The sequence below is a fragment of the Undibacterium sp. RuTC16W genome, assembly GCF_049339445.1.
GTDB lineage: Bacteria > Pseudomonadota > Gammaproteobacteria > Burkholderiales > Burkholderiaceae_D > Undibacterium.
Genome location: NZ_JBMPPE010000006.1, coordinates 19514 through 46114, shown reverse-complemented (window position 1 = coordinate 46114; position 26601 = coordinate 19514). Strand labels below are relative to the sequence as shown.

The window sequence follows — 26601 nt, the reverse complement described above, 5'->3', positions numbered from 1 at the left end:
ACATTGACATGATATTTGCGGACATTAATAAGCGAAAAATATTAGCGCAATGGAGTTCAAGACGTTCCTCATTCCTTGTTTCATAATGATGCTCGCTTAGTCTATCGTATCGTACTCGTGGTAGAGTGCACCATTAACCTTTGGCTCAGTCCAGCAAGATAGTCTGCGCGGAACCGGCGCAAAACGTAGTCTTTATAGTCATTAGTTCTTAATGCCTCCCAAGCTTTCTTTTTTGCAGTTGCTGAGTTTTCTCTTGCCTGTATTATGGTGGCATCAGATATGTCGGCGTTTGCTTCAGTCATTAATTCATAGCCATATAATTTCATGAGATCTTTGGCCAAGGTCTCAATTATTTCTATCTCCCCAATTTCCAATTGCTGTTTAAATTTGTCGATGTTAGTCATGACAGGAGGAAAATAATTGTTTTCCCATAAAGCTGAAAGTTGAGAAATTTTTTGTGCCTCATTCGATTGTGTGATATCCAGCATATCAGGCAAAAATGTAATCCCCAAAAAATGGCAAATATTCCTTAAAACAGATTCCTGGTCAGACAAAAAATCTTCGTAACGTATCGTTAGCACTTTCTCGGGATGACGTGCTATTAATAATCGGGTAACTTGATGAGCATCAACCCAACTGAGTGCATTTAAAACAGATTCATAGTCATGAATAATGGCCCGATTCATTGATGATACTTGAGCTCTCGGATCGCGGACAACATTCAATAAAAGCATGTCGGGAAACAACTCAAATAACTCCTCCGAATAATGCACACTATCCAAAGATTTATCCATGACAACTGTCGCCTGATGTTGCGTACCTGCACGTAATAATAATTCCCACAAAATTTTATGCACACTACGTTTTTGCTCTTGAAGTACCTCAAAAATCTCTACCGGATCGAACACAATATCTTTCCACTTCACCATACTGGCTGATTGCAAACCAATTACATCGACTATTAATTGAAAATAAGATTGGTCATCGGATAAATCGCCATACATGGGTAACAATGGGATGAAATCAACAATATGCAACGGATAAGGTGAATAAAATTCTTTACTGTTATTTAACCGCAATCGTAAAGCGTGACTACCACAGCGACGCAAAGGAATCATTAATACCGGCTTGGGTCTGGATAGCTTATTCATTAGTTTTCCAAAATTTTCGGATGAAGGGTCGTTAGAAATATGAAAAAAATCGTACTATAAATACTGATAGCTCTGATGCCAGAAGGCTGTTCACTCCGGCGGCTGAACGTCGCCCGCCCCCCACTGGGAAAGCATGCACAAAATTCGCTGGCGTGCTTGTATCTTGGATTAGCAGAACGTACGCTAACAAAAAATGACCCGTCGGATTTTTCGGTTAGTACCGCAAAAGAGATGTTATGATTTTGAGTAATTAATTTATTTGCCAAAAGTCCAGACAGACGCTTTGCCCAGATATGATTTGGTAATAAATAAATTGCGCCATTACTTTGTTCCCATGAGGGTTGCAAAGATTGAAGCAAGGACATATCTTGGGCATAAGAATGTTGGAGTAGTGAAAAACAAAATGACTTTGCAATGAACTCGAAAGGGTCTGTATAGTTGTGTAGCTTTTGATAAAGCTCAACTGGAAAAATAGGCAAATCCTCAAGTTTTTCACCATAGGAATGGTAGTTAAGCAAGGTACCAAGCTCGGATAACAGAAGCTCTTGTGTAAAAGTGAGTCCGTTCTGTATTGCCATGTGATGTGCTACTGCCATCAAGTTATCGCCGAAGGCCGCTACGATCGCCCATAGCACATATTTTTCGCTTAAATAACGATTCACCAAAATGCTGGCACATACATTGGGTGCATCGTCCCAATACAAAGTTAACAATGGATGAGAAAATCTTTGTTCGGCGCTGTGATGATCAAAATAGATAACACCGGCTCCATTCGCCAGATGCTGTTTCAGGGCGTCGGTATTAGTATCAAGGGAAATATCTAAGACGGTAATACGATCGCCATCTGTTGAGCGAATTTGTTGTAATAATTGAGTATCACGCTTTACACCCGTCACCAAGGTTGATTCTATTGGCATGGCAAGCCGTAACTGATGAAGTGCGCAAATGCCGTCTGCGTCACCATTAAAAACGTCGAATGTACTGACGTTCGATTTATTGTGTAACGACATACACGTTTTCAAATGAAATGGTGATGAATCAAATATTCATAGAGAATTTGTGTTGCTGACTCTATGCTCAAAAATTCCGCGTTAAGCTCCAATTCTGGTATTAAGGGTATTTCATATGGAGAAGAAATACCGGTAAATTCTGGAATTTCCCCATTTCTGGCTTTTTTATATAGGCCTTTGGGATCACGCTGTTCGCAGACCGTCGTTGAGGTACTGACATGAACCTCAATAAATCGAGGATGTCCGATTATTTCTCTGGCCATTAAACGATCCTCTTGGAACGGAGAGATAAATGCAGTGATGACAATTAAGCCTGCCTCATTCATCAGATGTGCAACCTCTGCAGCACGCCGGATATTCTCTCGTCTATTTGCAGGGGAAAAACCAAGATCGCTATTTAAGTGGTGACGCAAGTTATCACCGTCAAGTGCAAAACAAGAATGCCCGCTCTCTAAAAGAAATTTTTCAAGAGAAAAAGCAATCGTTGATTTTCCTGATCCACTTAAACCTGTCAGCCACAACGTAGCTGCATGTTGACACAATAATTTTTGCCTGACCTCCAAAGATACATCACCGTCATGCCAGACTACATCCGCACCTCGTGCCTGAGGAGCTACTGCATATCGCCCAAACTGTTTCTTTATGTCAGTCTGATCAGAATTTTCATTATTGAATTGGCCTGAAATTAAGTTAGTCCGCATGGTAACTCCAACGAAAAAAAATCAATCGGCCACACTAAAACCCTAAGAGGTAATGCAACGGGACAGAAGATCTGGTATCTGTCATCCTTTGTCTAAGTTGGCAATGCGTTTAATTTCACTTGATATCAAAGGGTTAATTGCCTTAACCATTTTTCTTGACATCGCTATTACATTTTCCTTTCCCTTAAGAGAAAGCGAAAGCTGCTCTGAACTCAACACATTTTTCTCGTCCAGAGTAAACGTACTGACAACACTCTCTAAATCATCTGCCTGATGTTGTAGCGATCCTGCCGCCGCTGCCGCTTCTTCTACTAAAGCTGCATTCTGTTGCGTTACATCATCCATATGCATAATGGCCTCATTGATTTGCTCAATTCCTGATGTTTGCTCCTGACTAGCCAGCATGATCTCACCCATAATATCGGTCACGCGCTTGATACTCGTCACAATATCCTCCATCGTATGGCCAGCTTGATCTACCAGTTTTGTTCCCTTATCGACGTTTTGAACTGAATCATCAATCAGTTTCTTTATCTCTTTCGCGGCATCTGCCGATCTTTGTGCCAGGCTACGCACTTCACTCGCAACGACAGCAAATCCCCTGCCCTGCTCACCTGCCCGGGCAGCTTCTACCGCGGCATTCAATGCAAGAATATTGGTTTGAAAGGCAATCCCATCTATGACAGCAATGATGTCAACGATTTTGCGTGAAGATGTATTGATTGAGCCCATAGTCTGTACAACTTCAGATACCACAACGCCACCTTTAATCGCGACATCAGAGGCCGACACTGCCAGTTGATTGGCCTGTCTGGCATTGTCGGCATTTTGTTTTACCGTTGATGTTAACTCTTCCATGGAGGATGCTGTTTCCTCTAATGATCCAGCTTGCATCTCTGTACGCGAAGATAAATCCATATTGCCTGCAGCGATTTGTCGGGACGCTGCTGCAATGGTCGCGGTTCCAGAACGTACTTGTCCAACGATATTGGCAAGGCTCTGCTGCATTTTCCCCATTTCATGCAAAAGGCTAGACTGATCATTTCCAGCCAGTTCAACAGGAACAGTCAGATCTCCACCCGCGATTTTTTTTGCGATTTGTGCCGCATATTGTGGTTCCCCTCCGAGTTGCAAAAGCAAGCTTCGGACAATTAAATACGCAGCGACCACCCCTACGACCAATGCAGTGCCGCCAAAAACAAACATCAGTAGTCGTGCGTTCTCGTAGGATTTTTCGGCATCAACAATTGCCTGAGTAGTTTGTTTTTCTTTTTCGCTGATAAATTCATTTAGCATTTCCCACCACTTTTTTTGAACAGGTCTAAACTCAAATCGCAGTAATTTATAAGCATCATCCCCAAGTTTTTGTAAGCCAAGCTGAGTCCCCTTTGTAATAAAAGGTTCGGACAATTTTGATTGTTCCTTAATTTTGTTTAGTAATGCCAATTGATCGGGGGGATTATTTGGATCATTAGCAATCATGCTTTCAAGTTTATCTTCCGCTTCAGCATATTTTTTTGCTTGTGTTTTGATGCGATTTACTTCAATTTGAATTTCAGCTTCATCACTTAAGAGTATGAGATTACGTAAAGCTAATGCCCGCTCCGTAATTGTTAAATACATAGTAGATGCCAATTTTGACTCAATATTATTGATATTGGCAATGTCTTCCATCCGATTTTGCATTTGTGCCATGCGACTGACACCAAGTAATAAAACCGTTAAAAGCAAAGAGAGAACCAATCCAAAACCAACAGATAATCGTGTTGAAACTGTCATATTTCCAAAATTCATGATTACCCCTTTGATGAGCAACACAGATATTTCAATATGGGACATTATTTCCACTCGGCAATTATATTACATAATTGCAATTCCAGATTGTAGATCTGAAATTTCAAGAATTCACAATGTCAATTAGTTTTCTTGTATTTAACTAAAGTTAACAATAGAGTATTTCTCAATGATGTCAATAGTGAATGTTATTGAATTGAGGAAATTTATTTTTGCATTTGGTATCTTGGTTGACTATGTAATTGAGAGTCGAACTCATATTCACTGTGATCAGCACATGGGATCTCGAAAGTTAAACCTCCCCTCTTGTTTAAATAGCAAAATTACTGGCAGCGGCTATCGGGCGTGGAAGCGTGGCGGCACACCTGAAAGCAAACGATTGACGGATACGCAGATGCTTGCTGTAATCCGCGCCATTCATGCCGAGCTCAAAGGTGCTTACGGCGGCCCGCGCATGGCGCGTGAACTGCGGCTGCGAGGTTTTACTGCTAGCAAGGAGCGCGTTGAAAGGCTCATGCGTGAAAGTGGACAGGGTGTTAAAACTGCATATATTGAAGTCAATGGTGACTGTTAGCTTCTGACGTATCTGGACATATTCGTCCATGTTGGTCTACTTAGATCACTATCTGCTAAAACAACATATTACGCGATCAACAGACCTGATTCCCGAATTGGATTTGGTGCAAATTTCGCTGCATAGAAACTGCAATTTGCATGGAATATTACGGGGGGAAATAGCAGCAGAAACTCAAATTACGGCAATCAATCCCAGAGCAATTTTGTGATTAATGTAAATTATTTATTTTAAATGGATTATCACAATCCAATCAGATGAATGTAGATGTTATTAAAATAAATTATCCCCAATAAATGATGGCTTTTCTTTGCTAATCTAATCGTAATTTGACGATTAATACTGGTGTTTTAAATGATAAGTTGTAGTTCTGTAGTGGTCGAAATGTACTTGTAATTATTAATTAAATTCATATTGATCTGTACCTGGAACCCTTTCCTTGATTGGTGAAAAGTCAGTTCTCTCGCTCAGGACTACTCTTTTCAAGACTGGCATATTCAATCCGGTTGCGCCCCTGTTCTTTCGAACGATATAAAGCTAAGTCTGCCTGAGCAATCATCTCAGATGAGGTTTGAGGAAATACTGGATTAAATACGATAACCCCAAAGCTAGCTGTAACAGTGATCGCTGTTTGCTCCCCGATCGGTATGACTTCTGATTGTATTATCTGATGAAGAACCTCAACACGATTTTTTCCTTTGCTCAGATCTAGCCCTGGTAGTAGAACCAGGAATTCCTCACCACCATAACGCCCCACGGAATCATACGGTCGCACGACGCCTTCCAAACGTCGCACTACTTCTTGCAACACAGCATCACCGGCTGGATGCCCATAGGTGTCGTTGATACGTTTAAAGTGATCTAGATCCAACATGATCAATAGTAATGACGTTTGTTGTCTCGTTGCTTTTGACAATTCCTTATCAAGAATTTCGATTAATGCTGAACGATTCCACGCTTTGGTCAAACCGTCCCTTAGAGCGCGTGCACGTAATTCTTCTCGGGAAAGTTCGAGTTCACGCGTACGCTCACTTACTAGCACCTCCATTTCCAACTGTCGTGTAGTCAATTTACGCAGTCTGTAACGATATAGAGTGCGCAGAAAAAAGATCATCACAAAACTACATAAAAAATAAAATGGGACAGTTCGCCACCAAGGAGGTTGAATTAACAATGCCTGCGTCATCAATGGGGATGCCGTTTGCGATTCTATATTTTTTACAAAATATTCTAACTGGTAACGACCTGGTGGCAGCGCGGTATAGCGTATATCCGCCGAAAACGACTCTGACCAGTTTTTTTCTAGTCCAGCTAAACGGTAATGAAACTTGAGTGCCGCGCGGTTCTGAAAGCTGAGGCTGGCCAGCGTCAGTTGCAGCGGCTCCCGGGACCATGCCAAATGCAATGGCTGATTTGTGGAGTACGACTTGCCGTCCTGGCTGGCATTTTCTATCAGCACATTCAATTGTTGCGACAGAAACAATCGCTCTGGTTGACGCAGGTGTGACATGCCATTGCTTGTTGCAATCCACATTGAGCCATCCGTATCCTCATAAAACGCGTGACCGTTGATATCATTCCATACTAGGCCATGATTTTGGTTGAAGGTACGCCATTGCTTTTTATTCCATACTGCGATGCCTGCATCAGTCCCTATCCATAACCAGCCACGACGGTCTTCATGCATAGAGAGCAAAATTTTACCGTGTAACAGTGGCACATCCTGTTGAGTGATCTGAATACCATTTTTGCTGGGCACAACTTGCCACAGGTTTTGGTCACTCCCCAACCACAAGGTTCCATCACTAGCACAATTGATGATTCCCATTGCCGCGCCATCTCCTTCCACGCCGATAAGAAAACTATTCCAATGAACTCCATCGAAGCGCAACAAGCGATGTTCAGAAAGGAACCAGATATCGCCGCTAGTATTTTGGCAAAGATCAAGAAACTGTTCACTCTTAGAACCCAGTACCGTTTTGAGTGCGGCAGATTGCCGTGCGGCTTTGTCATGTGAGTGTGTGTCAACAGTAAATATACCTTTCGCTGTCGCCAGCCAAAGCAGACCATTACGGTCAGCGAGCATAGCCGAAATCAAAGACAGTGTTGTCACCTTCATATTTTTGCCAGTTGCAGCATCATATCGCATCAACAAGCCCGAATAAGTCGAGCTCCATACTGCTCCGTCATTATCCAATACCATTCTTGCCCATTGATGACTATTGTGGACATGCTCACTCTTGCCCAATACAAATCGCCCTTCGTCTTGCTTCATGCGTGCTGGTCCAGAACGTGTGCCGACATGAAATGTGCCAGTCTGATCCCGCAAGAAGGATAGAACGACATCATCTGGCATGCCTTCCGCCTTGGTCCAATTTTCCCAGTTTCCGTATCCTAGCCAATTGATCAGACCATGCCCACGCACCCCCATCCACATACCACCATCTCTGTCAAATAATAAGGCATTGAGACCGCCTCCTGTTCTCAAACCATTCCGCGCATCAAACACTTCCCAGCGTTCTTTGCTCCAGCGAATTAAGCCTTGGTCGGAACTGCTGAGAACACGGTTTTCTGCGTCAATCGTTAATGGCGTCAACAATACAATTTTCTGGAGAATATTGCCGGGTGGAGTGCGGTCAATGAAGCGAATCGCCTGCGATGGCAACGAAACTATGTGATGACTTCCACGCACCCATAACTGTCCCCTATTGTCACTGATAATACTATTCCACTGGTCATCTGGCACTCCTTGCGTACTGCCCCAGACTTTAAGTCCTTGCGCCCCTAACTCACAAAGTGACTGGCGACACCCCATCCACAACGTCCCATTCGCATCAGCATGGATGCTGAGAATGTCTCCCAATGCCGGCTGTTGTCGAACCTGTTCATCAGAAAAGAAAGGATGGGCCTGCGGATTGCCATCAAGCAGTGTGAGCGAATACAGATGTCGGTCACCGACAACTAGAAGCCTTTCATCAGGTAAGGTCGCAAAATTTTGTCCCGGCCATATATTTATTTTGTTTCGTGCATTTAAGACTGGAACGAAACGTTCACCTGATTTAAGGTATAAATTATCGTAACTTCCAACCCATAGTCGGTCTTGCCTATCAATATAGACAGCTGTCACGAAAGGCTCTGTTATTCCTGATTCTTTTGAAAAATGCTGGAAGCCTGCACCATTGAAGCGAAATAACCCATTTTCAGTACCTGTCCAAAGATAACCCGTCTTATCAAAAGCCATTGCGCTAATCGATAGATTATTCAGACCATCCTGTTGGCTAAAATATCGGAGCGGCATTTGCTGCGCCCAAGCCAGCCAAGGCCATAAGATTAGATTGGCAACAAAGATGCGGGGGCAGACAAACATATGAAAAACCTTATCAGAAAAGTTGCTCAAATCAACAAAATCTTAATTCAGCTTTCCACTAATTTTACCCGTGTTATATACCAAAATCTGGAACTGATTTTAGGGCGGGTCCTCATTTCAATTTAATCCAGGTAAAAGTACATGCGATAAAAAATATAGCTTTGAAATTAAGCATCAATTTTTCAAAACAAGTAGCGATGCTACGCAAATGCTTCAATCTACAAAAGGGTTTTCAACCAAGTGGCGTTGTCTGCATAAATGCGAATTAAATTCCGGATTGATTTTATTGCTATTGGATTTTTTGTAAATAACTGGACTGGCACCCGCCTGCCAATAGCCCACTCTTCTCCAGTCCGAGCTCCGCTCGCATGCTGGTGAGCTCGAACGAAATTTCGCCACAGCCCTCTGTACGTCCGGCGATTGAAGCGGTTATACACCGTCTTCAATCGCTCCCAAATAGCATCCTTAATACGCGTCTTAAACTTCCCTGTGCTATCCAGTGCTCGCAAAAAAAACTAGTCTTCTTTATCAGCCATTAATTTAACCGCAATCAAGAGCAAATTACTTTTTTACATGATGATACTGAGGCGAGGTCACATTAGATAAAAACCAGTACAAGAATCTTGGTAGCATTCGTATCACATACTATAGGTTGTTATAAAAACTAAGGATCATCGACGTAAGCCAGTGATTGTTAGGTAGGTTGGTGTTTAAAAATTACATAGATTTTGTGCAGAGTGTTCGCGCTCCCGATTAAAGAGTGTTGTATCAGTTGCAAATAACGACTACTTAGTAACGGCACCAAGCTGTCGCAATAAATCAAGCAGATCTGGTTGCCCACGTTCCTCGACAATCTGCCCATCAGAGAACCGATAGATATTCAATGCTTGTACTGCAATCTTCTTGCCAGATGCTGGTACACCGAAGAAAGTCCCCAGGTGGGTACCACGCATGGTGAAGCGGGCTACCACTTTGTCGCCTTCAGCAACGGTCTCCTCCAGTGTCCATTGAATATCGGGGAAACCAGAGCGCATCATGTGAATGATGTCCAGATAACCTGCAGGGCCACTCACAGGTTCTGCACGGCCAGGCACATAAAATATTGCTTTGGGCGAAACCAGTTCAGAGGCCAGCTTCACATCTGCGGTATTAATAAATTTCACAAAGCTTTGCATGCACAGGCGATTTGCCTGTGCTTCTGCAATGACGTCAGCATTGAGTTTTAACTGCTGAGCAGATAATTTTGTTGTCGTCGCGGGTTCTGCTGCCATTGCTATGAGTGGCACAGTAAAAGCCATCAGTACTGTAGATTTAATACGGGAAGTAATCATCATTAATCCAGTCGTGTCGAAAAAAGTTGGAAATTTGCAGCAGCCGTGGTAACCGACATCGCTAAGCGTGTGGTGTGAGAAATGCGTTAGCTCTGCCCAAGCCTGATCCACGTTGGTGCTGCCGTGGGGCCCCAGCCAAGGAAGTACCCGAAATGGATATTCATTTCTCCAATTGGTTCGATAAACCGGCTATTACTCAGCGGCCCGGCATCAATTGCTTCGAAACCGACCTGACTGACCAGTTGTGATACTGCGTCTTTGGCGATGGCATCGTCGCTCGCCACAAACACCTGCAAGACATTTTGCTTGCGCGCTTCAACAGGCAGCAATTGAGCAAAAATTGTGTTGAATGCTTTAACGACCTTGGCCGTTGGTGCCAGCGCCTGGATTTCTTCTGCAGCGGATGTCGTGTGACCAATCAACAGGCTTTTGAAATCAGCGCTGATGGGATTGGTGATATCGACGATCACCTTTCCTGACAGGTCGCCTGCCGCTTGCAACACGTCTGCCACCGCCCCAAAAGGCAAGGCCAAAAACACGATATCAGCCAGCCTGCATGCTGCCTCAATGCCACCAGCTTGCACGTGGGCACCCAACTTGGCAGCCAATGCCGCCGCGTTGGCAGGTTCGCGATGCCCAATGACCACGTCAAGATTCACCTCAGAAAACAGGCTGGCAAGAGCAGCTCCCATGTTGCCGGTACCAATAACAGCGATTTTCATTTTGATTTCTCCAAAAGTATTTATGAGGAGTTCACTATAAAATGAAAACAATTCGTGATAAATGTCTATAATATTTAATCACTAAAAACAAGGTGTTTATAATGGACAGGCTCACCAGCATGCACATCTTCGTCAAAGCCATAGAGCTGGGGTCTTTTTCGGCTGCAGCCGATGAACTGAAGATTTCGCCACAGCTAGTCGGGAAAAACGTCATGGTGCTGGAACAAAACCTGGGGGTACGATTACTGAACCGCACAACCAGACGCCATAGCCTGACCGAAATTGGCAAGCTCTTTTATGAACGCGCCAAAATTATCCTGGCCGAGGTTGAGGCTGCAGAGTCGCTTGTGGAGGAAACTCGCGCTGTACCGCGTGGGCGTATCCGGGTCAATGCGCCAGTCACTTTCGGCATTCACGCTCTGGCACCTAAACTGCATGAATACCTGAAAAAATTTCCTGATGTCACGGTCGAACTCACCTTGTCCAATCGCATGGTTGACCTCATTGACGAAGGTTATGATGCCATCTTTCGGATAGGTGAATTATCAGACAGCGGCTTGATGGCCAGATCACTGGCACCCTATCGCCTGATGATGTGTGCTGCCCCCTCTTACCTCGCGTCTGGCCCACCGCTCACAACGCCAATGGATCTTCAGCAACATGAATGCCTGATGTTTTCACATACCACTCTGCGGACCCACTGGTTATTTGATAGTGCGGATGGTCGTATTTCAGTGCCCATATCAGGACGCTTGATGGTGGACAGTGGCGAAGCATTGCTAGCCGCCGCCATTTCCGGGCTTGGAATCATGCTGCAGCCGATAGAGCTGGTGCAGGCCGAACTGGACTCAGGTCGCCTGGTACCTGTGTTACAGGATTATGAGGTGCCAACCAGACCTTTGCACATTCTCTATGCGCCGGACCGGCGAATGACTCCCAAGCTGAGAAGTTTTCTGGATTTTGCAGTGAGCACTTTTGGGTCCCGACTGATTTAATGCCTGTATTAATGCCTGCCTATGCCAAGGCGAACGATGACATCCAGGGTGATTGACTCAAGTATCCGTCAATGGATGGCGTATGGCATTGTGCTATGGCTTGTCTATAGATAAGCCCGGGGCCAAATCAATTCACGCAATGCCTTTCACGGTCAAATGGTGCAAGGCGCAGTGTTTGTAGTCTGATGCTGCTGGCTTTCATACATCGTCTTGCCAAGCACGACGGGCGTGCTTGCTGGCTGCGGTATGCCATTCTTCAGCGCCACAATTTCTGCCATAATGGACAGTGCAATTTCTGCTGGGGTCTTGCTGCCTATGTACAGGCCTGCTGGCCCATGCAGGGTTTTCAGGGCGGCTTCGGGGATGTCAAAATGGGTGTGCAGGCGTTCGCGCCTTTGCTGGCTGTTGCGGCGTGAACCGATTGCGCCGACGTAGAAGGCATTTGATTGCAGGGCATCGATGAGGGCCAGGTCATCAAGCTTTGGGTCATGCGTCAGGGCGATGATGGCGGTACGGCTATCTGGTTGCAGGCGCAGTATCAGGTCGTCCGGCATTTCATCACTGACGACGACACCTGGCAATTGCCAACTGGCGCGGTATTCTTCACGCGGGTCGCAGACGATGACGGCAAAACCCAGGCTCAGTGCAAACTGGCACAGGTAACGCGAGAGGTCACTGGCACCGATGACGATGATGCGGGCTTGAGGGCCGAGGTAAGTGACAAGCTTGTGATCATCCAGCCTTGGCAAACCATCATACTGGCCTGCTTGCAGGGCTGCATGGCCGGTTAGCAAATCCAGTGTGCGCTCAACGCTGCGACGCTGTTCGCAAGCCTGCAATAATTCATCCAGACGGCTATGTGCCGAGACAGGTTCCAGCACCAGCTCTACCGTGCCGCCGCAGGGCAGGCCAAAGCGGTGCGCCTGGTCGGCAGAGATGCCATAGCGCAGCACCAGCGGCAGGTTGCCTGCACAGACAGCCTGCACACCTTCTTCCCGGATGCGGTGGATGAGATCATCTTCTATGCAACCACCCGATACCGAGCCCACGGTTTCACCGCGCCCATTGATCGCCATCAGCGACCCTGGTGGGCGTGGTGAAGAACCCCAGGTGCGCGCCACCGTGACGAGGATGACTTGCAAGTCTTGCGCATGCCAGCTCAGCGCAGTGCGCAAGACCAGGGTGTCGATGTCTTCCATGGTGTGGGTACTCAATTCACGGGTGGAATTAAACCTTGGGTCAGCACGATCGAACCTTCGGTTGATGCAATACGCAGCTTCTTTACCTCAGTGTACTCAGGCGAAAAGTAAAAGCTCTCGACATCGGCCAGACTGGGGAACTCGACGACGACCGTTACCATTTGTGGATTACCTTCGACCTTTCTTGCATCCGGATTGAAGACGATAGCCTTGCCTTTGTATTTCAGCGAGATAGGGCGAACGGCGTCACGGTACTTCTGGAACATCGCCTGATCATGGATCGTAAAGTTGGCGATCAGGTAGCCTGGCACCGTCTTGCCAGCCGGGATAGGCGCGTCCGTAGACGGTGTCGCTTCCTGCGCATGTCCTGTGGCCGTGACAAGTGCGATGGCAAGCCCAAGGGTGAGTCTGGGGGCGATGCGTGTAATAAGTTTGCTCATATTGGTCACTGAATCGGGTTATGGATAGACTACGCCAAGTTGAACGGCAACTGGCGCACAGGTTTGCCAGTCAGCTTGGCTATCGCATTGGCAAAGGCCGGTGCCAGTGGTGGCAAGCCGGGTTCACCCATGCCGGTTGGTGGTTCGGCGCTGGGTACCACATGCACCTCGATGGCGGGCATGTCGGTCATGCGTGCCACTGTATAGTCACCAAAATTGCTTTGCTCGACCACACCATCCTTGAGCGTGATGGCTGCGCCCGGCAAACACATGCTCAGCCCCATTACCGCAGCACCTTGCACTTGTGCTTCGATAGTGCGTGGGTTGACTGCCAGGTTGCAATGCACGCCTGCCGTCACTTTTTTGAGTACCGGGCGGCCTTGCTGCATGGTCGCCTCGACCACATAGGCCACCACGGTAGAGAATGATTCATGCACGGCCACACCCCAGGCACGACCGGCTGGCAGGCGCTTCTTGCCATAGCCGCTTTTATCCACGGCCAGTTGCAGGGCTGCGCGGTGGCGCGGGTGCTTGTCGCCAAACAGGCTCATGCGATAAGCCACCGGGTCTTGTTTGGTAGCGCGGGCTATGTCGTCCAGCAGGGTTTCCATGACAAAGGCGGTGTGGGTAGAACCCACGCTGCGCCACCACAACACTGGCACATTCAGTTTTGGGTGATGCACAGTCAGGCGCATGGGGAAAGGGTAGGGGTCACGCATGCCTTCAGTCGCTGTGCCATCAATTCCATTCTTGACCTGGAATTGCTCAAACACGGTGCCAGCGGTGATCGACTGGCCAACAATTACATGGTCCCATGCCAATACCTTGCCCTTGTCATCAAAACCTATGCGGGCGCGGTGCAAGTGCATGGGGCGATAATAGCCGCCGCGCATGTCGTCTTCACGGCTCCAGACGGTGCGCACCGGCACATTCAAGCCTGCAGCGCGGGTGGCCTTGGCGATTTCGCAGGCTTCGACCACAAAGTCGCTGCTGCTGGCAAAGCGGCGGCCAAAGCCACCACCTGCCATTTGCACATGCATGGCCACTTGCTCAGGCTTGATGCCCAGCGTGCGTGCCACGGCTGCTGCATCCAGGCCGGGGCTTTGTGAGCCTGTGTAGATGTCCGCAGCGCCATCCTTCAGGGCAACCGTGCAGTTCAGCGGTTCCATCGCGGCATGCGCGAGGTAGGGGAAAATGATTTCCGCTTCCAGGTGTCTGGGCGCAGTGTCCAGTGCTACCATGTCGGCATCAAAGCGGCGCGCGCCGGGCTCATTGGCCAGCTTGCGGTAATCAGCCAGTTGTTTTGTGCTGTCAACCTTTTCGACACTGGCGGTGTCCCATTCCAGCTTCAAGGCATCGCGCCCCTGTTTGGCGGCCCAATAGCCATCGGCCACTACGGCGACGCCTTCGGCACCACGATCCAGCGGCAGGCGGAAAACAGCCTTCACACCCTTGATGGCGCGCGCTGCGCTGTCATCGACAGTGTTCAGTTTTGCGCCAAATACTAGTGGGCGTGCTACCACGGCGGTCAACTGGCCGGGCAAGTGCATGTCGATACCATAATCCTGTTTGCCGCTGCTTTTAGCGCGGGCATCCAGGCGGCTGGTTGGCTGGCCGATGAGGCGAAAGTCCTTGGGGTTTTTGAGTTCGACTTTTTCAGGTACGGGCAATGCCATCGCAGCTTCGGCCAGTTCGCCATAGCCCAGCTTGCGGCCATCGGCGGCAATCACATTACCTGCCTGCGTGCGCAGCGTGGCCAAATCGACATTCCAGTGCGCTGCCGCCGCAGCCAGCAACATGGCGCGGGCGCGTGCACCCAGTTCACGATATTGCAAGAAACTGTTCTTGACGGAATTGGAACCGCCGGTCAGATGGATGCCAAAGAAGGGGTCGTGATAGGCCGCATCACTGCTGCCATGGCGACTGCGCACCAGATTCCAGTCTGCATCCAGTTCTTCTGCCAGTATCATCGGCAAGGCAGTCTGCACACCCTGGCCAAATTCCAGCCGGTTGATGATGACCGTGACCTCACCGTTTGTAGCGATTTGCACGAAAGCAGATGGCTGCTGAGTCGGTTTCAAGGCAGTAGCCGCCTGTGCCAGCGCAAGGTGGGGAAAGGCTCCCAGAGCCAGGCCACCTATACCGGCAAATTTGAGAAAGCTGCGACGGTTGAGAGGGAGAATTTTAGCGGACTGATCGCGCTCCAGCATGTGTTGCAAGGCACGCGGCATTTCGCTGTAATCGATATTCGGCAACATAGTGTTTCCTTTAGATAATGGCTTTGGCTGCATCGGCGACGGCTGCGCGGATGCGGGCGTAAGTACCGCAGCGACAGATATTGCCCGCCATGGCGCTGTCGATTTCAGCAGCAGTCGGTTGTTTGCCGCGTGGCAGGGATTTCAGGAAAGCAGTGGCACTCATGATTTGCCCGCTTTGGCAATAACCACATTGCGCCACATCATGCTTGATCCAGGCCGCGCTGACGGCATTACCCACTTTGTCGTTACCACCCGTTGCTGCTTCTATGGTGGTGAGCTTCTTGCCTTGCACGGCAGAAGCTGGCGTGACGCAAGAGCGTATCGCCTGGCCATCCAGATGCACGGTGCAGGCACCGCACAAGGCGGCACCGCAACCAAACTTGGTGCCTGTCAGTTGCAGCGCATCGCGCAGCATCCACAGCACGGGTGTGTCGGGTGTGACATCGACGCTGGTATTCTTGCCATTAATGGTAGTGTTGATCATGAAAACCTCCGGTATGGGTAAGAGCCTTGGTATTTATTCAGATGGCATTTGCCAGGTGGGCGCGCAGCCTTGCGATGTCATTCTCAATATCAGGCTGTTTCAGCACGTCATGGCAAGAGAAAGCGGGTAAGACATCCATTCCACAGAATTTGTAATTGGCTGTATTGGCAACAAAGACATCGTCAACCGTCTTGCCTTCAAATAAAGATTGCGCGGTGTCGCCAAAGGCTTCTGCAGGTGCATTCCAGGTCAGTGACAACATATATTTCTTGCCATGTAACTTGCCACCGCTGCCATATTGCTTGCTGGGGTCTTCACGCGTGCGGCCATCGCCATCCAGGAAGCCTTGCTGCATCATGCCTGCCGTGAAAACTTCATCAACATACTTCTTGTATATCCACGGCATGCCAAACCAGTACACGGGTGACTGCAAAATGATGAGGTCAGCCCACAAGTGATTCTGCACTTCGGCATTGATGTCATAGCCTTGCTCGATCTGGGTTTGCCTGACCTGGTAGTCGCGGTTTTGCAGCTCGGTCTTGATGATGTCGGCCATGCTATGGTTAAGCTTGCCAGTGGAAATGCCTTCATAAAACTGGTGTGCGTTGATGATCAGTGCGTGTTTCATTGATAAGTCCTGTTGATTTACCGGAATACTTTTATTGACGGCTATTGTGTGCCAGGTGTCATAAAAGCCGTTTGCCTGATCCGATGCATTTCTTGCCCAATTTGATGATTCATCAGCAGAAATGCGAAACATGGCATTGAAAATGGTAGGCTATGACTATTCAAGAATTCACTGGCGACACCATGCAAACCGGACATCAAACCCTCACTGTGAATGGCCAGGCATTGGCCGCACTGGTCAGCAATATTGCCCAAACCGATGGCGACTATACGACCCATATTCCTGGCTTGTTAATGTACAGGCGCAGTAAAACGACCGATCCCATGCCCTGCATCTATGGCCTGAGCCTGGGTGTAACCGTGCAGGGTGGTAAGCGCGTCTTGCTGGGGGAAGAGATTTTTGACTACGCACCCGGGCAATCGCTGGTGACTTCGCTGGACTTGCCGGTGGTGTCTTACGTGACGCGTGCCAGCAGCGCGCAACCATTTCTGGGAATGGGCCTGGCACTGGATGCCCGTGTCATTACCCAGTGCGCTGCCGAAATGAATTTCTCTGCACCGCTGAAAGCATCAACATCACTGGCAATGTCAGTCGTGACCGTGGACGATGGTTTGCTCGATGCCATTACCCGGCTGGTGCGCCTGCAACATGAACCGCAACTGATACCTCTGGTCGCACCGCTGATACAGCAAGAGATCATCGTGCGCCTGCTCAATGGTGAACATGGCCCGGCATTGCGCCATTTGATGACGGCAGGTTCACCGGGCCAGCAAATCGCCAAGCTCATCACCTGGTTGAAACTGCACTACACCGAAGATATCGCCATGGATGAGCTGGCAGACAAAGCCCACATGAGCCCATCCACCTTCCGCCAGCATTTTCGTGCAGTCACCGGAATGAGTCCCTTGCAATACCTGAAGCATTTGCGGCTGCAAGATGCACGGCAACTGATGCTCAATGAAGACATCGACGCCAGCAGCGCCGCTTTGCGGGTAGGCTATGAAAGCGCGTCACAGTTCAGTCGTGAATACACCCGCTTGTTTGGGGCTCCGCCTTTGAGGGATCTAAAGCGGGTGCGTTTAACTTTATGAGTATGAAACTCTTCGACGAACCACCTTGCCTCTTCTAGAGATATGCCCCCCAATCCCTGTTAGCACCACACCCTTATACGCTCACTCGCCAGTGAAGATGCAGACCTCAATCTGAAGTAATAAATTATTGATTTGCAGCTTACACGATTCCGTATGACCATGAATTGACAACGCAACCGGGCATATCGTGCACTTCTGTGCGCGAATAAACTAATTGAGGTAAAAAGACACCGGCCACACAGTGTTGGAAATCAGCGGGCTGGCAGCTATCGTACTAGGTGAATAGTATATTCTTTTATAGTCCCACGCTGGAGGTAACTAGAACCTTGTTCGCAAATGAGCCCTGTGGCATACGATTTACCTGAATGGCATTGGTATCGAAGGGCTGTTCGCTATACACTACCGTTGAATCACACCATTTTTCCCCACAACGGTTAACTCAACAAATTTTGAGCCCTCATGTGAATTTGGCGTATATGTCACTTTCACTCCTCCAAGATCAAAATTACGCATGCTATTAAATGCCGCCATCAATTTTTCTCTATTGACGGACGGCCCAGCGCGCCGTAAGCCTTCTGTCAATAATTTTGCCGCGACAAAACCCTCTAATGTCGCGTAGGAGATCGGTGGTGGATTATCCATTCCCTTTAAGACATGCTGAAATTCTCTGACTACTAATACACCAATATCTTTCGGATAAGGCATAACCTGCATAATGCCGACACCTCGACCGTCATCGCCAAGTGACTTAAAAAAACTATCGGAACTGACATTAGATAACATTAAGAATCTAGGATAAAAATTCCTCGTGTGAACTTGCTTCACAAAGTCCGCACATACTGATGGAGTGCATGCCATTAGTACGGCTTGTGGGTTCGCAGAGGCGATCAGATTCACTGCGTTGTCTATTTTTAAGTCTTTTCTGTCGTAACTTGCCTCAACTAAGGCTTTAACACGATTTAAAGCTAAACTCTGTTTAAAGCCGACCAATCCATCTTTTCCAAACGAATCGTCCTGATACAAAATAGCAATCCGGCTTATTCCTAGAGGCATCAAAGTCTCTACCATTTTTTTGGTTTCGTCCTGATAACTGGCACGCAAATGAAAGAGGTAAGGATTAAGCGGTTGATGCAATACCTGAGCGCCAGAAAACGGCGCGATCATGGGAATTTTTTCAGATATGAGTAATGGTAATGCAGCCTCCACCGTAGGTGTACTACGGTAACCAAACAAAGCTAATGCGTGATCTTCTTTAATTAATTTTTCTGTATTTGTTCTTGTAATATCTGGTTTTCGCTTGTCATCGTAAGTCTTTAGTTCAATTTGACGCCCATAAACACCTCCTTGAGAATTAACCCATTTGAAGTAAGCTTGAGCACCTTCCATATTTTCTTTTCCTGTTGCCTCTCCTGATAATTCGACAGACTGACCAATTACAATTTTTTCTAGAGTTGTTTTATCGACGGCTTGTGCTGAATTGAAGAAAACAGCTAAAGCAAGAACTAATATTGTTTTCATTATTATTGTCTCCTGATATTTATAAGTTAATTTTTTACTGCTTTGCACCATCAAAAATGAAATGAATGCATACAAAAAAATGCCCGCGAAAGCGGGCAAAAGACAAATTTACAATTTCATAAAATAAATCACATACCTTGTTCAACAAATTGTGCCGGGCGCCATTTCAATAATTTATTTTCTATGGCAGTCAGCAAATATTCAGCAGCGAGGGCCACAATAGCTAGTACGATCATTGCGGCAAATACGCCCGCAGCATTAAACGTACCTTGAGCCGTTGCAATTAACAAACCAATGCCATGCCTGGCGCCAAGAAACTCTCCAACAACCGCACCGACTAAAGCAAAACCAAAACTAACGTGTAAGCTTGCCAGAATCCAAGTTAATGCTGATGGAAATACGACAGAGAATGTTACCTGCCTCTTACTCGCACCAAGAATATAAGCATTGGCAATAAGATTTTTATCTGCTTCACGAACACCTTGAAACGCATTACCGAAAACAACAAAAAAAACCATGACTACGGCAAGAGCAACTTTGGATCCCATTCCCAATCCAAACATAATAATAAATATCGATCCCAAGACGACCCTAGGAATTGCATTCGCGACTTTAATGTAAATACTAAATACATCGGCTGCCAGTTTGTTACGTCCAAGTGCAATGCCAAAAAATATTCCGAGTAAACTCCCAATTAAAAATCCAAGAACCGTCTCTTCCATTGTTACCATTAATTCACGCCATAAGGGCCCCTGAGCAGTGCCTTCAGTCAGCCAAATGACTAATTGTTCGTAAATTGCCGATGGTTTTGAAAAGAAAAATACATCCATCAATCCCCAATTAACTGCTAATTCCCATCCGGTTAACGTGGCAACAGCTAGAGCAATACGTAGAAATATGACTAGCCGTCTATGATTGGTTGCTCGAGCAATAGCTTTTCTCTCCTCGTCGCCATTGGCAGACTGATTCAAAGTTTGTTTGATAGTTGAAGTGTTCATAGTCATTGATTCCATTTTAGATTTGCACTTCATCTTTTAAATCGGACCAAATCTGCTTGGAGAGATGAATAAATTCATTGGTATAGCGAGCCTCAGAGACATCTCGTGGACGTGCTAACGGAATTTCATAACTACTCTTCACGGATCCAGGACCCTTAGACAAAACAATCACACGATCTGCCAATGCAATCGCCTCTTCTATGTCATGAGTCACAAACACAACAGATGCTTTTTTCTCAGACCAAAGCCCAAGTAGCTCCTCCTGCATCAGTGCGCGCGTCTGCACATCTAAGGCTGAAAAAGGCTCGTCCATTAGCAATATCTTGGGTTCATTAATAAAAGTTTGAGCCAGCGCAACTCGCTTTCGCATACCACCGGATAGTTGATGTGGATAATGATGTTCAAACCCAGATAACCCGACTCGACGAACCCATTCTGCCGCCATACCTTGAGCAGTTTGCTTATCGACTCCACGATAAATAGGACCAATTGCTACGTTATCGATCACACTTTTCCATGGAAATACCGCATCGGCCTGAAAAACAAATCCGATGTTGGGATCGATACCCATAACAGGTTTACCGAAGACCCTGACACTCCCAGATGAAGGAGGGTTAAGACCCGTAATCATGCCTAGCGTCGTTGATTTTCCGCATCCTGTTGGACCAACAATGGCGCAAAAATCTCCCTCATTAACAGTCAAACTAAAATCTTTTAAGGCCAGCGTTACTTTTCCAGATGGACTGATAAATTTTCTACTGACATTGGTCAACTCTATTGCAACGTTTTTCATTATTTTGCAGCTTTCACAAAATCAGAGGTAAAAGTATTCGCCAGATTGATTGTTTTTCCTTGAACAGCCTTATCAAAACCGTTTAGTACTTTCAATACAGTTGCGGGGCCGTTTTCTGGCATCACGCCATCCGGTGTGAACATCAGTTTGCTAGCCTCTAGTGCATCGATATACATTTGTTTATTTGAGGCGTAATAATCAGCGGGCATTTTTTCCGCAATTTCTTTTGCCGTATGCGTTTTGATGTACTTTAAGGTTTTAACGAACGCATTTACAATTTTCTGGACCTGATCTTTATGCGTACTGACCCAAGCAGTTGGCATATACAAACATGCAGCAGGATAGGTTCCGCCTAACGCTGCCTCGGTTTCTTTGACCGTACGAAGATCGACCAAAATAGTTGCTGCTCCTGTCGATACCAGGCGAGATATTGTCGGCTCAGTCGTCATACCTGCATCAATTTTGTTTTGCGCCATTGCGGCGATAAACGTAGATCCCGCACCTACCGGCAAAGTAGTGAATTCGCTGTTTTTAATACCCGCTTTAGCAGCAAGATATTGCGTCAGGAAATTTGTAGAGGATCCTAATCCTGTAACGCCTAACGTCTTTCCTTTAAAATCAGCAGGAGATTTAATATCTTTAGCTGCAGCCTTAGAAACTAAAATGACCTCACCAGGAGCTTGACTGAACTGCACAACTGATTGCACCAATTTTCCACGTGCTTGCAAATCAATGGTGTGATCATAAAATCCGACCACTCCTTGAGCTGCACCGGATAACATTTCTGTCTCTGCATTCACGCCAGCAGGCTCACTCAGGAGCTCGATATCAAGACCGGTTTCCTTAAGATAGCCCAGCTGCTCTGCTAGTTTGGCAGGAAGATATATTTGTTTTTCTATGCCGCCTACCATTATGGTGATTTTTTCTGCGGCAATTGAGTTCAGGCTGGCTGTTAGCAAAATTGCTAACGCCAAAGGCTTCAATGTTAATTTCATGGTTGTCTCCGTTTTTATATTGACTGCTACTTTATTGTGGCTTATTGATTCCTTCATTTAGCTTTCACTAAACAATAATTCTGCATAGCACCTATAAATAGCTTACGAACTCTAACTATTTTTGATCTCGTTATTAGAATTAGTTAGCTAAACGTAGAGGGCACCCTACATTGCCCTCTACTGATGTCAATTCGAATAATTAAGCAGATTAAAATTTGAACCGCATACCAACGGCATATTCATTTTGGGAATTAAATCCATTAGCTTGAGAGGCTAAATAAGTGCCGTCAGTGTTAAGACGATCTAAAGCAAAGTAAAGCTCTGTGCGTTTGTCAAAATGATAGAACGCTGAACCATACCAAGTCTTACGCTTCCCTGTTGCGGTCTTCGTTGCATTTCCTGTATTCGCATAGGCATTCAGGACATAACCACTGCCGTTGACAGCGGCATTTTCTGCGTTCATTGTTTGCCAGCCTAATTCATAGTCGAAGTTGCCAGCAGGTGTGAATTTAGCGGACAGTGTGTAGGCTTTGTCGCTACGATTGCCAATGGCTAGAGGTTGATCCGCTTTATAACTGATATAGCCAGCATTGAGGCGCATCATGCCAAATTGGTAATTTCCGCCGATGGAATAGGATGAATGCGTATAGCCATTGACGTTAGCTGAGTTATAGAATCCTGAAACATTGACGTCGCCACCGTTATAAGCCAATCCCAAAGACTTGGTTGTCCCAGTTGTCGTGTCTCCAGGAATACCACCAACCTGATAACCGACACCGGCAACAATATTACCGAATTCTTTTTTCCAAACTATACCCTTATCATAGCGGGTGCCCGTTGCACTACCTGAATAGAAAATTAATTGCTTGAAATCGTTATTATTGGAATACCCGCCTTCATCCAGAGTGACTGCTGCCGTTCCATATGGGTCGCCATAAATTTTTGAAAATTCACGTGCGAGTGTATTCTGACGCCCAAAAGTCAACTTACCCAGGCTATCACTTTGTACACCAAGCCAAGCATCTCGATTAAACAAAACACCAGGGGTATCCATGCTCCCAGTAGGCAACTCATACTCGCTTTCCAGTTTAAAAATAGCTTTTAAGCCGCCCGTATCTTTTAAAGCATGCTCGCCCTCAATCCCCCAACGATTGCCGCTAAACCAAGCGACGGACATATCCTTCTGGCTGTTACCGGCTTTATCTGCGTTACTTTTATTACTGAGGCTCAAATCAATCAAGCCATATAAGCGAACCGTATCGCCACCACTTTTATAAACAAGTCCTTCTCCTGCTGGCTGGCTGACGGTTGCGGATTTTTTGCTTACCTCTGCCGCCTCTTTGGCAGCAACTGTGGCCTGCTGGATTTGTGCTAAGGCATCTTGCGCCTGTTGAGCTGCTTTTTGTGCATCAGCGGCCGCTTTTTGTGCTTGAGCCAATGCTTGCTGTAAATCCTGAACTGATTGCGCTTGAACTGAGCTCGCCAGTACACCTAAAATGGCCATAGCCATTAACTTTTTTTTCATTTGAATGTCTCCTGATTAATGAAGTCGTATCTCACATACCTATTAGTTGGTTGCGTGAGCCTACGGAGACCAATGTAGTTGTATGAAGCCTTCTATCAGCCTTCAATAGGTATCGTGTGGATAAAATGAAACGGGGAGGACTGTTTCATTTATTGAGGCATCAAAATGATTTAGTCTAGTAACTATGAAATTACTCTTAGTCGATGACAATCGTGAACTATCGTCTTGGCTCACGCGTCTGCTAACTCAATCAGGTTATGCAGTCGAGCAAGCTTTTACTGGCGAAGAAGCATTGCATTTTTTAATAACGCAAAATTTTGATGCAATTCTTTTAGATTTAACACTTCCGGGAGTGAAGGGTCAGACTGTATTAAGGGATCTCAGAAATAAAAATAATGATGTTCCCGTCTTGATCATTAGTGCTCTGGATTCTTTAGGTGACATCATAGAAAATTTGAACTTAGGCGCCGACGATTATCTAGCCAAACCCTTCGATATTCAGGAGTTAGAAGCACGCCTGCGATCCTTGTTGAGGAGGTCTAGTGGGAAAGCAAATCCCATAATTCAGTGCGGATTTTTAACCTATAACAGCAATACTAAGATTTTTAGTAATACTGGAGAGAATATCAATTTGACGCCAAGAGAGCATGCTGTGCTAGAGGCATTAGTTCGCAAATGTGGGAAGACCGTCTCAAAAAAAGAATTGGCTGATGGTTTATTTACGCTCAATGACACCGTTTCGCCGAAGGCGCTAGAAATCTATATCGTACGGTTGAGAAAAAAAATAGAAAATTCTGGCGCGCAAATTATTACTTTGCGTGGCTTGGGATACATGTTGACTTATGTTGCTACACCTTAAAAGTTTAAAAAGTAGATTAGCTTTGTGGGTATTTCTGCCCACATTACTGATCTCTACGATCGACTTATTTGTCACTTACAAAAGTACCGATAATATTGCCACTTTAGTTCAGGAGCAATTATTAAAAGGTTCTGCAAAAATCATTTCTGAGCAACTCATTACAATTGATGGAGGATACGAAATAAGTATTCCTCCAGCGGCATTTGAACTATTCGCCAGTAAATATCAAGATCGTGTTTTTTATTCTGTGCGTAGTAAAGATGGTCATCTGATTTCAGGAGATGAGGAGCTGAGTACTTATTCAAGCACCTTGCAGATCGAACAGGAGAAGTATTTCCTGACACATATTCGCGGAGAGCCGGTACGAGTAATTGCGTATGCTCACGCACTTCCCAGTACATCCAGCAATGACTATGCAGTTACTCAAATAGCACAGACATTACGCAGTCATGACGCCTTCAAAAAAGAACTTTTTCTATTAACGATGAGAGAGCATTTTATTCTCTTATCCTTAGTTTTATTTGGACTTGTTATTGCATTTCGATGGACTTTAAGTCCATTAATTCTTTTTGGTGAAAAATTATTGCAACGTCAACCTGGGTCATTAGAAAAACTAGATGAAGACAATGCACCTGACGAGTTAAGACCAGTCATATTTGCCATGAATGATTATGTTGCTAGATTAGATAAAACCCTAACGTCTTATGAACAATTTGTCGCTAATACCGCACATCAATTAAGGACGTCATTTGCCATTATTACCTCTCAAATTAATTTTGGAAATAGAAATACCCATTTGGATCAATCTCAAAAAGATATTTTTAGTGCGATTCAAAAAACGATAGTGAACGGCACTAAGGTCATTAATCAATTACTCGTTCTCGCATCGATAGAACAAAATCGTCACAACAAAAATACACAAGTTGTCACCCAGTTTTCTGAAGTCGTACAATCCGTTATAGAAGAACTTGCCCCTCTAGCACAACAAAAAAATATCGATCTAGGGATCGATGCACTTGATGAAAATTGCATGGTGAATGCATCGAGGTATTTGCTGCGTGAATTAGTTTCCAATTTAGTTGGAAATGCTATCCAACACCTGCAAACAGAGGGCATGGTGACTATATCCCTTAAGAATTTAGGCAGTTCAATATTATTACAAGTTTCTGACAACGGACCTGGCATTCCAATTGAGCAGCATAGTAAAGTATTCGAACGCTTTTACCGCTTAAACGAAGATAAACCGAACAGCTCTGGATTAGGTTTATCTATCGTCAAAGAAATCTGCGATATGCTAAATGCAACGATCAAGCTCACTGCTCCAGACAACGAAACGGGACTAGTTGTTTCTATCAATTTCAATATTTTATAAAAGCTGAATTTCAACAAATAACTATATGCGATGGTTGTCGCACTTCTGCTGCGTAGTTTGTATCCTAACTTCACCTACTTCGTATGCAGCGGAAGCACCACAATAAATTTATACGATGTCTCCTATTTTTGATTCACAATTCCTAGCATTCCTAGCGTATATTTCTTAAACGCCCACAGGTGCCTAATTGGCACAACATATAATTCACAAATAGGGAGACGTTATGACATTACTGCATTTATGGATACCGATTCTGGCGGCAGCGATTGCTGTATTTGTTGCCAGCAGTTTTATTCACATGGTTTTCAAATGGCACAATTCTGAATATCGTGCTTTGCCAAATGATGATGAGGTGCGCCGTGTTTTGGGAAGCGCCAAGTTAAGTGCTGGTTTGTATGTCACGCCGCACTGCCCTGACATGAAGGAAATGCAATCGGAAGTGATACAGCAAAAATTCCGTGATGGTCCGGTCGCGCTGATTACCATGCGTGCGCCAGGCGCTCCCGCCATGGGCAAATATCTGTTGCAGTGGTTTGCGCTTAATATCGCAGTTGCGGCACTAGGTGCTATGCTGGCTTTGCATGCTTTTGGTAGCCCGGGCAATGCTCATCAAGCAGGTCATTTTATCGGCATTTTTACCTTGATCGCTTATGGTACAGGTAGTGTGCAAGAGTCCATCTGGATGGGACGTCCATGGTCGGCAACGCTGAAGAATCTGCTGGATGCGCTCATTTACGGTACTGTCAGTGCTCTGATTTTTTGGCAGCTCTGGCCGTAAGTAAGCGGAAATAGAAAC

Annotated in this window: 22 protein-coding genes and 1 pseudogene; 6 read left to right on the top strand and 17 right to left on the bottom strand. The window is 46.0% G+C overall.

Annotated features, from left to right (window positions below):
- Positions 1-101: 101 nt before the first annotated feature.
- From ACO0K4_RS12690 to ACO0K4_RS12675, 4 genes are all read right to left on the bottom strand, one after another.
- Positions 102-1151, bottom strand: coding sequence for a sulfotransferase family protein (locus ACO0K4_RS12690; protein ID WP_422957003.1), 1050 nt, complete (start codon positions 1149-1151; stop codon positions 102-104).
- Entirely contained in the window at positions 1151-2161 is a 1011-nt protein-coding gene (locus ACO0K4_RS12685; RefSeq protein ID WP_422957002.1) for a hypothetical protein, read from the bottom strand. Before ACO0K4_RS12685 ends, ACO0K4_RS12690 begins: the two co-directional genes overlap by 1 nt.
- A gap of 8 nt (positions 2162-2169) precedes the next feature.
- On the bottom strand, positions 2170-2862 hold the full coding sequence (cysC, locus tag ACO0K4_RS12680) for an adenylyl-sulfate kinase (RefSeq protein WP_422957001.1): 693 nt from the start codon (positions 2860-2862) through the stop codon (positions 2170-2172).
- An 81-nt stretch (positions 2863-2943) separates the two neighbouring features.
- Positions 2944-4701, bottom strand: coding sequence for a methyl-accepting chemotaxis protein (locus ACO0K4_RS12675; protein ID WP_422957000.1), 1758 nt, complete (start codon positions 4699-4701; stop codon positions 2944-2946).
- Between the two features lie 286 nt (positions 4702-4987).
- Between ACO0K4_RS12675 and ACO0K4_RS12670 the strand changes: the two are divergent.
- Positions 4988-5185, top strand: a pseudogene (locus tag ACO0K4_RS12670) (IS3 family transposase); the annotation flags it as partial.
- Between the two features lie 499 nt (positions 5186-5684).
- Here ACO0K4_RS12670 and ACO0K4_RS12665 read toward each other — a convergent pair.
- From ACO0K4_RS12665 to ACO0K4_RS12655, 3 genes are all read right to left on the bottom strand, one after another.
- Positions 5685-8597, bottom strand: coding sequence for a ligand-binding sensor domain-containing diguanylate cyclase (locus tag ACO0K4_RS12665; RefSeq protein ID WP_422956999.1), 2913 nt, complete (start codon positions 8595-8597; stop codon positions 5685-5687).
- 785 nt (positions 8598-9382) lie between these two features.
- The gene (locus ACO0K4_RS12660; protein ID WP_422956998.1) at positions 9383-9931 is read right to left on the bottom strand and encodes an ester cyclase; all 549 of its coding nucleotides are present in this window, start codon (positions 9929-9931) and stop codon (positions 9383-9385) included.
- A gap of 83 nt (positions 9932-10014) precedes the next feature.
- Positions 10015-10650 carry an NADPH-dependent F420 reductase gene (locus ACO0K4_RS12655; RefSeq protein WP_422956997.1) on the bottom strand — a complete coding sequence of 212 codons (636 nt, stop codon included), beginning with the start codon at positions 10648-10650 and terminating at the stop codon, positions 10015-10017.
- 101 nt (positions 10651-10751) lie between these two features.
- On the opposite strand from ACO0K4_RS12655, the gene ACO0K4_RS12650 reads away from it, so the two are divergent.
- Positions 10752-11645, top strand: coding sequence for a LysR family transcriptional regulator (locus ACO0K4_RS12650; protein ID WP_422956996.1), 894 nt, complete (start codon positions 10752-10754; stop codon positions 11643-11645).
- A 152-nt stretch (positions 11646-11797) separates the two neighbouring features.
- Here the strand turns inward: ACO0K4_RS12650 and ACO0K4_RS12645 are convergent, their stop codons facing one another.
- Genes ACO0K4_RS12645 through ACO0K4_RS12625 form a run of 5 tightly spaced genes read right to left on the bottom strand, consistent with a single transcriptional unit; the run spans position 11798 to position 16654 of the window.
- Positions 11798-12844 carry an XdhC family protein gene (locus ACO0K4_RS12645; RefSeq protein ID WP_422956995.1) on the bottom strand — a complete coding sequence of 349 codons (1047 nt, stop codon included), beginning with the start codon at positions 12842-12844 and terminating at the stop codon, positions 11798-11800.
- A gap of 11 nt (positions 12845-12855) precedes the next feature.
- Positions 12856-13284 carry a DUF1330 domain-containing protein gene (locus ACO0K4_RS12640; protein ID WP_422956994.1) on the bottom strand — a complete coding sequence of 143 codons (429 nt, stop codon included), beginning with the start codon at positions 13282-13284 and terminating at the stop codon, positions 12856-12858.
- A gap of 29 nt (positions 13285-13313) precedes the next feature.
- Positions 13314-15542 (bottom strand): molybdopterin cofactor-binding domain-containing protein, encoded by a 2229-nt coding sequence (locus ACO0K4_RS12635; protein ID WP_422956993.1) that lies wholly within the window; start codon positions 15540-15542, stop codon positions 13314-13316.
- A gap of 10 nt (positions 15543-15552) precedes the next feature.
- Positions 15553-16026 (bottom strand): (2Fe-2S)-binding protein, encoded by a 474-nt coding sequence (locus tag ACO0K4_RS12630; protein WP_422956992.1) that lies wholly within the window; start codon positions 16024-16026, stop codon positions 15553-15555.
- 37 nt (positions 16027-16063) lie between these two features.
- A complete protein-coding gene (locus tag ACO0K4_RS12625) occupies positions 16064-16654 on the bottom strand; it encodes an NAD(P)H-dependent oxidoreductase (protein WP_422956991.1) in 591 nt (196 codons plus the stop codon).
- Between the two features lie 152 nt (positions 16655-16806).
- On the opposite strand from ACO0K4_RS12625, the gene ACO0K4_RS12620 reads away from it, so the two are divergent.
- On the top strand, positions 16807-17745 hold the full coding sequence (locus ACO0K4_RS12620; protein WP_422956990.1) for an AraC family transcriptional regulator N-terminal domain-containing protein: 939 nt from the start codon (positions 16807-16809) through the stop codon (positions 17743-17745).
- A 399-nt stretch (positions 17746-18144) separates the two neighbouring features.
- On the opposite strand, the gene ACO0K4_RS12615 is transcribed toward ACO0K4_RS12620, so the two are convergent.
- The 5 genes from ACO0K4_RS12615 to ACO0K4_RS12595 form a co-directional block, all read right to left on the bottom strand.
- Positions 18145-19263, bottom strand: coding sequence for an ABC transporter substrate-binding protein (locus ACO0K4_RS12615; protein WP_422956989.1), 1119 nt, complete (start codon positions 19261-19263; stop codon positions 18145-18147).
- A 128-nt stretch (positions 19264-19391) separates the two neighbouring features.
- Positions 19392-20276 (bottom strand): ABC transporter permease, encoded by an 885-nt coding sequence (locus ACO0K4_RS12610; RefSeq protein WP_422956988.1) that lies wholly within the window; start codon positions 20274-20276, stop codon positions 19392-19394.
- A 1-nt stretch (position 20277) separates the two neighbouring features.
- Positions 20278-21054 (bottom strand): ABC transporter ATP-binding protein, encoded by a 777-nt coding sequence (locus tag ACO0K4_RS12605; RefSeq protein ID WP_422956987.1) that lies wholly within the window; start codon positions 21052-21054, stop codon positions 20278-20280.
- Positions 21054-22049 carry an ABC transporter substrate-binding protein gene (locus ACO0K4_RS12600; protein WP_422956986.1) on the bottom strand — a complete coding sequence of 332 codons (996 nt, stop codon included), beginning with the start codon at positions 22047-22049 and terminating at the stop codon, positions 21054-21056. The genes ACO0K4_RS12605 and ACO0K4_RS12600 overlap by 1 nt, the downstream gene beginning before the upstream one ends.
- Positions 22050-22257: 208 nt before the next feature.
- Positions 22258-23574 carry a porin gene (locus ACO0K4_RS12595; protein ID WP_422956985.1) on the bottom strand — a complete coding sequence of 439 codons (1317 nt, stop codon included), beginning with the start codon at positions 23572-23574 and terminating at the stop codon, positions 22258-22260.
- Positions 23575-23758: 184 nt separating this feature from the next.
- Between ACO0K4_RS12595 and ACO0K4_RS12590 the strand changes: the two genes are divergently transcribed.
- The 3 genes from ACO0K4_RS12590 to ACO0K4_RS12580 all read left to right on the top strand — a co-directional run bounded on the left by ACO0K4_RS12590 (position 23759) and on the right by ACO0K4_RS12580 (position 26583).
- Positions 23759-24433 carry a response regulator gene (locus ACO0K4_RS12590; protein ID WP_422956984.1) on the top strand — a complete coding sequence of 225 codons (675 nt, stop codon included), beginning with the start codon at positions 23759-23761 and terminating at the stop codon, positions 24431-24433.
- A complete protein-coding gene (locus ACO0K4_RS12585; protein WP_422956983.1) occupies positions 24417-25805 on the top strand; it encodes a sensor histidine kinase in 1389 nt (462 codons plus the stop codon). The genes ACO0K4_RS12590 and ACO0K4_RS12585 overlap by 17 nt, the downstream gene beginning before the upstream one ends.
- 223 nt (positions 25806-26028) lie before the next feature.
- Positions 26029-26583 (top strand): hypothetical protein, encoded by a 555-nt coding sequence (locus ACO0K4_RS12580; protein WP_422956982.1) that lies wholly within the window; start codon positions 26029-26031, stop codon positions 26581-26583.
- The last annotated feature ends 18 nt before the right edge of the window (positions 26584-26601 follow it).

Bases quoted from the DNA above. Each gene is read 5' to 3' on its own strand.
- ACO0K4_RS12640 (WP_422956994.1), bottom strand. From the start codon at position 13,284: ATGAGCAAACTTATTACACGCATCGCCCCCAGACTCACCCTTGGGCTT.
- ACO0K4_RS12580 (WP_422956982.1), top strand. From the start codon at position 26,029: ATGACATTACTGCATTTATGGATACCGATTCTGGCGGCAGCGATTGCT.
- ACO0K4_RS12595 (WP_422956985.1), bottom strand. From the start codon at position 23,574: ATGAAAAAAAAGTTAATGGCTATGGCCATTTTAGGTGTACTGGCGAGC.
- ACO0K4_RS12660 (WP_422956998.1), bottom strand. From the start codon at position 9,931: ATGATGATTACTTCCCGTATTAAATCTACAGTACTGATGGCTTTTACT.
- ACO0K4_RS12630 (WP_422956992.1), bottom strand. From the start codon at position 16,026: ATGATCAACACTACCATTAATGGCAAGAATACCAGCGTCGATGTCACA.
- cysC (WP_422957001.1), bottom strand. From the start codon at position 2,862: ATGCGGACTAACTTAATTTCAGGCCAATTCAATAATGAAAATTCTGAT.
- ACO0K4_RS12665 (WP_422956999.1), bottom strand. From the start codon at position 8,597: ATGTTTGTCTGCCCCCGCATCTTTGTTGCCAATCTAATCTTATGGCCT.
- ACO0K4_RS12590 (WP_422956984.1), top strand. From the start codon at position 23,759: ATGAAATTACTCTTAGTCGATGACAATCGTGAACTATCGTCTTGGCTC.
- ACO0K4_RS12645 (WP_422956995.1), bottom strand. From the start codon at position 12,844: ATGGAAGACATCGACACCCTGGTCTTGCGCACTGCGCTGAGCTGGCAT.
- ACO0K4_RS12625 (WP_422956991.1), bottom strand. From the start codon at position 16,654: ATGAAACACGCACTGATCATCAACGCACACCAGTTTTATGAAGGCATT.
- ACO0K4_RS12690 (WP_422957003.1), bottom strand. From the start codon at position 1,151: ATGAATAAGCTATCCAGACCCAAGCCGGTATTAATGATTCCTTTGCGT.
- ACO0K4_RS12620 (WP_422956990.1), top strand. From the start codon at position 16,807: ATGACTATTCAAGAATTCACTGGCGACACCATGCAAACCGGACATCAA.
- ACO0K4_RS12615 (WP_422956989.1), bottom strand. From the start codon at position 19,263: ATGAAAACAATATTAGTTCTTGCTTTAGCTGTTTTCTTCAATTCAGCA.
- ACO0K4_RS12605 (WP_422956987.1), bottom strand. From the start codon at position 21,054: ATGAAAAACGTTGCAATAGAGTTGACCAATGTCAGTAGAAAATTTATC.
- ACO0K4_RS12655 (WP_422956997.1), bottom strand. From the start codon at position 10,650: ATGAAAATCGCTGTTATTGGTACCGGCAACATGGGAGCTGCTCTTGCC.
- ACO0K4_RS12650 (WP_422956996.1), top strand. From the start codon at position 10,752: ATGGACAGGCTCACCAGCATGCACATCTTCGTCAAAGCCATAGAGCTG.
- ACO0K4_RS12600 (WP_422956986.1), bottom strand. From the start codon at position 22,049: ATGAAATTAACATTGAAGCCTTTGGCGTTAGCAATTTTGCTAACAGCC.
- ACO0K4_RS12685 (WP_422957002.1), bottom strand. From the start codon at position 2,161: ATGTCGTTACACAATAAATCGAACGTCAGTACATTCGACGTTTTTAAT.
- ACO0K4_RS12675 (WP_422957000.1), bottom strand. From the start codon at position 4,701: ATGTCCCATATTGAAATATCTGTGTTGCTCATCAAAGGGGTAATCATG.
- ACO0K4_RS12610 (WP_422956988.1), bottom strand. From the start codon at position 20,276: ATGGAATCAATGACTATGAACACTTCAACTATCAAACAAACTTTGAAT.
- ACO0K4_RS12585 (WP_422956983.1), top strand. From the start codon at position 24,417: ATGTTGCTACACCTTAAAAGTTTAAAAAGTAGATTAGCTTTGTGGGTA.
- ACO0K4_RS12635 (WP_422956993.1), bottom strand. From the start codon at position 15,542: ATGTTGCCGAATATCGATTACAGCGAAATGCCGCGTGCCTTGCAACAC.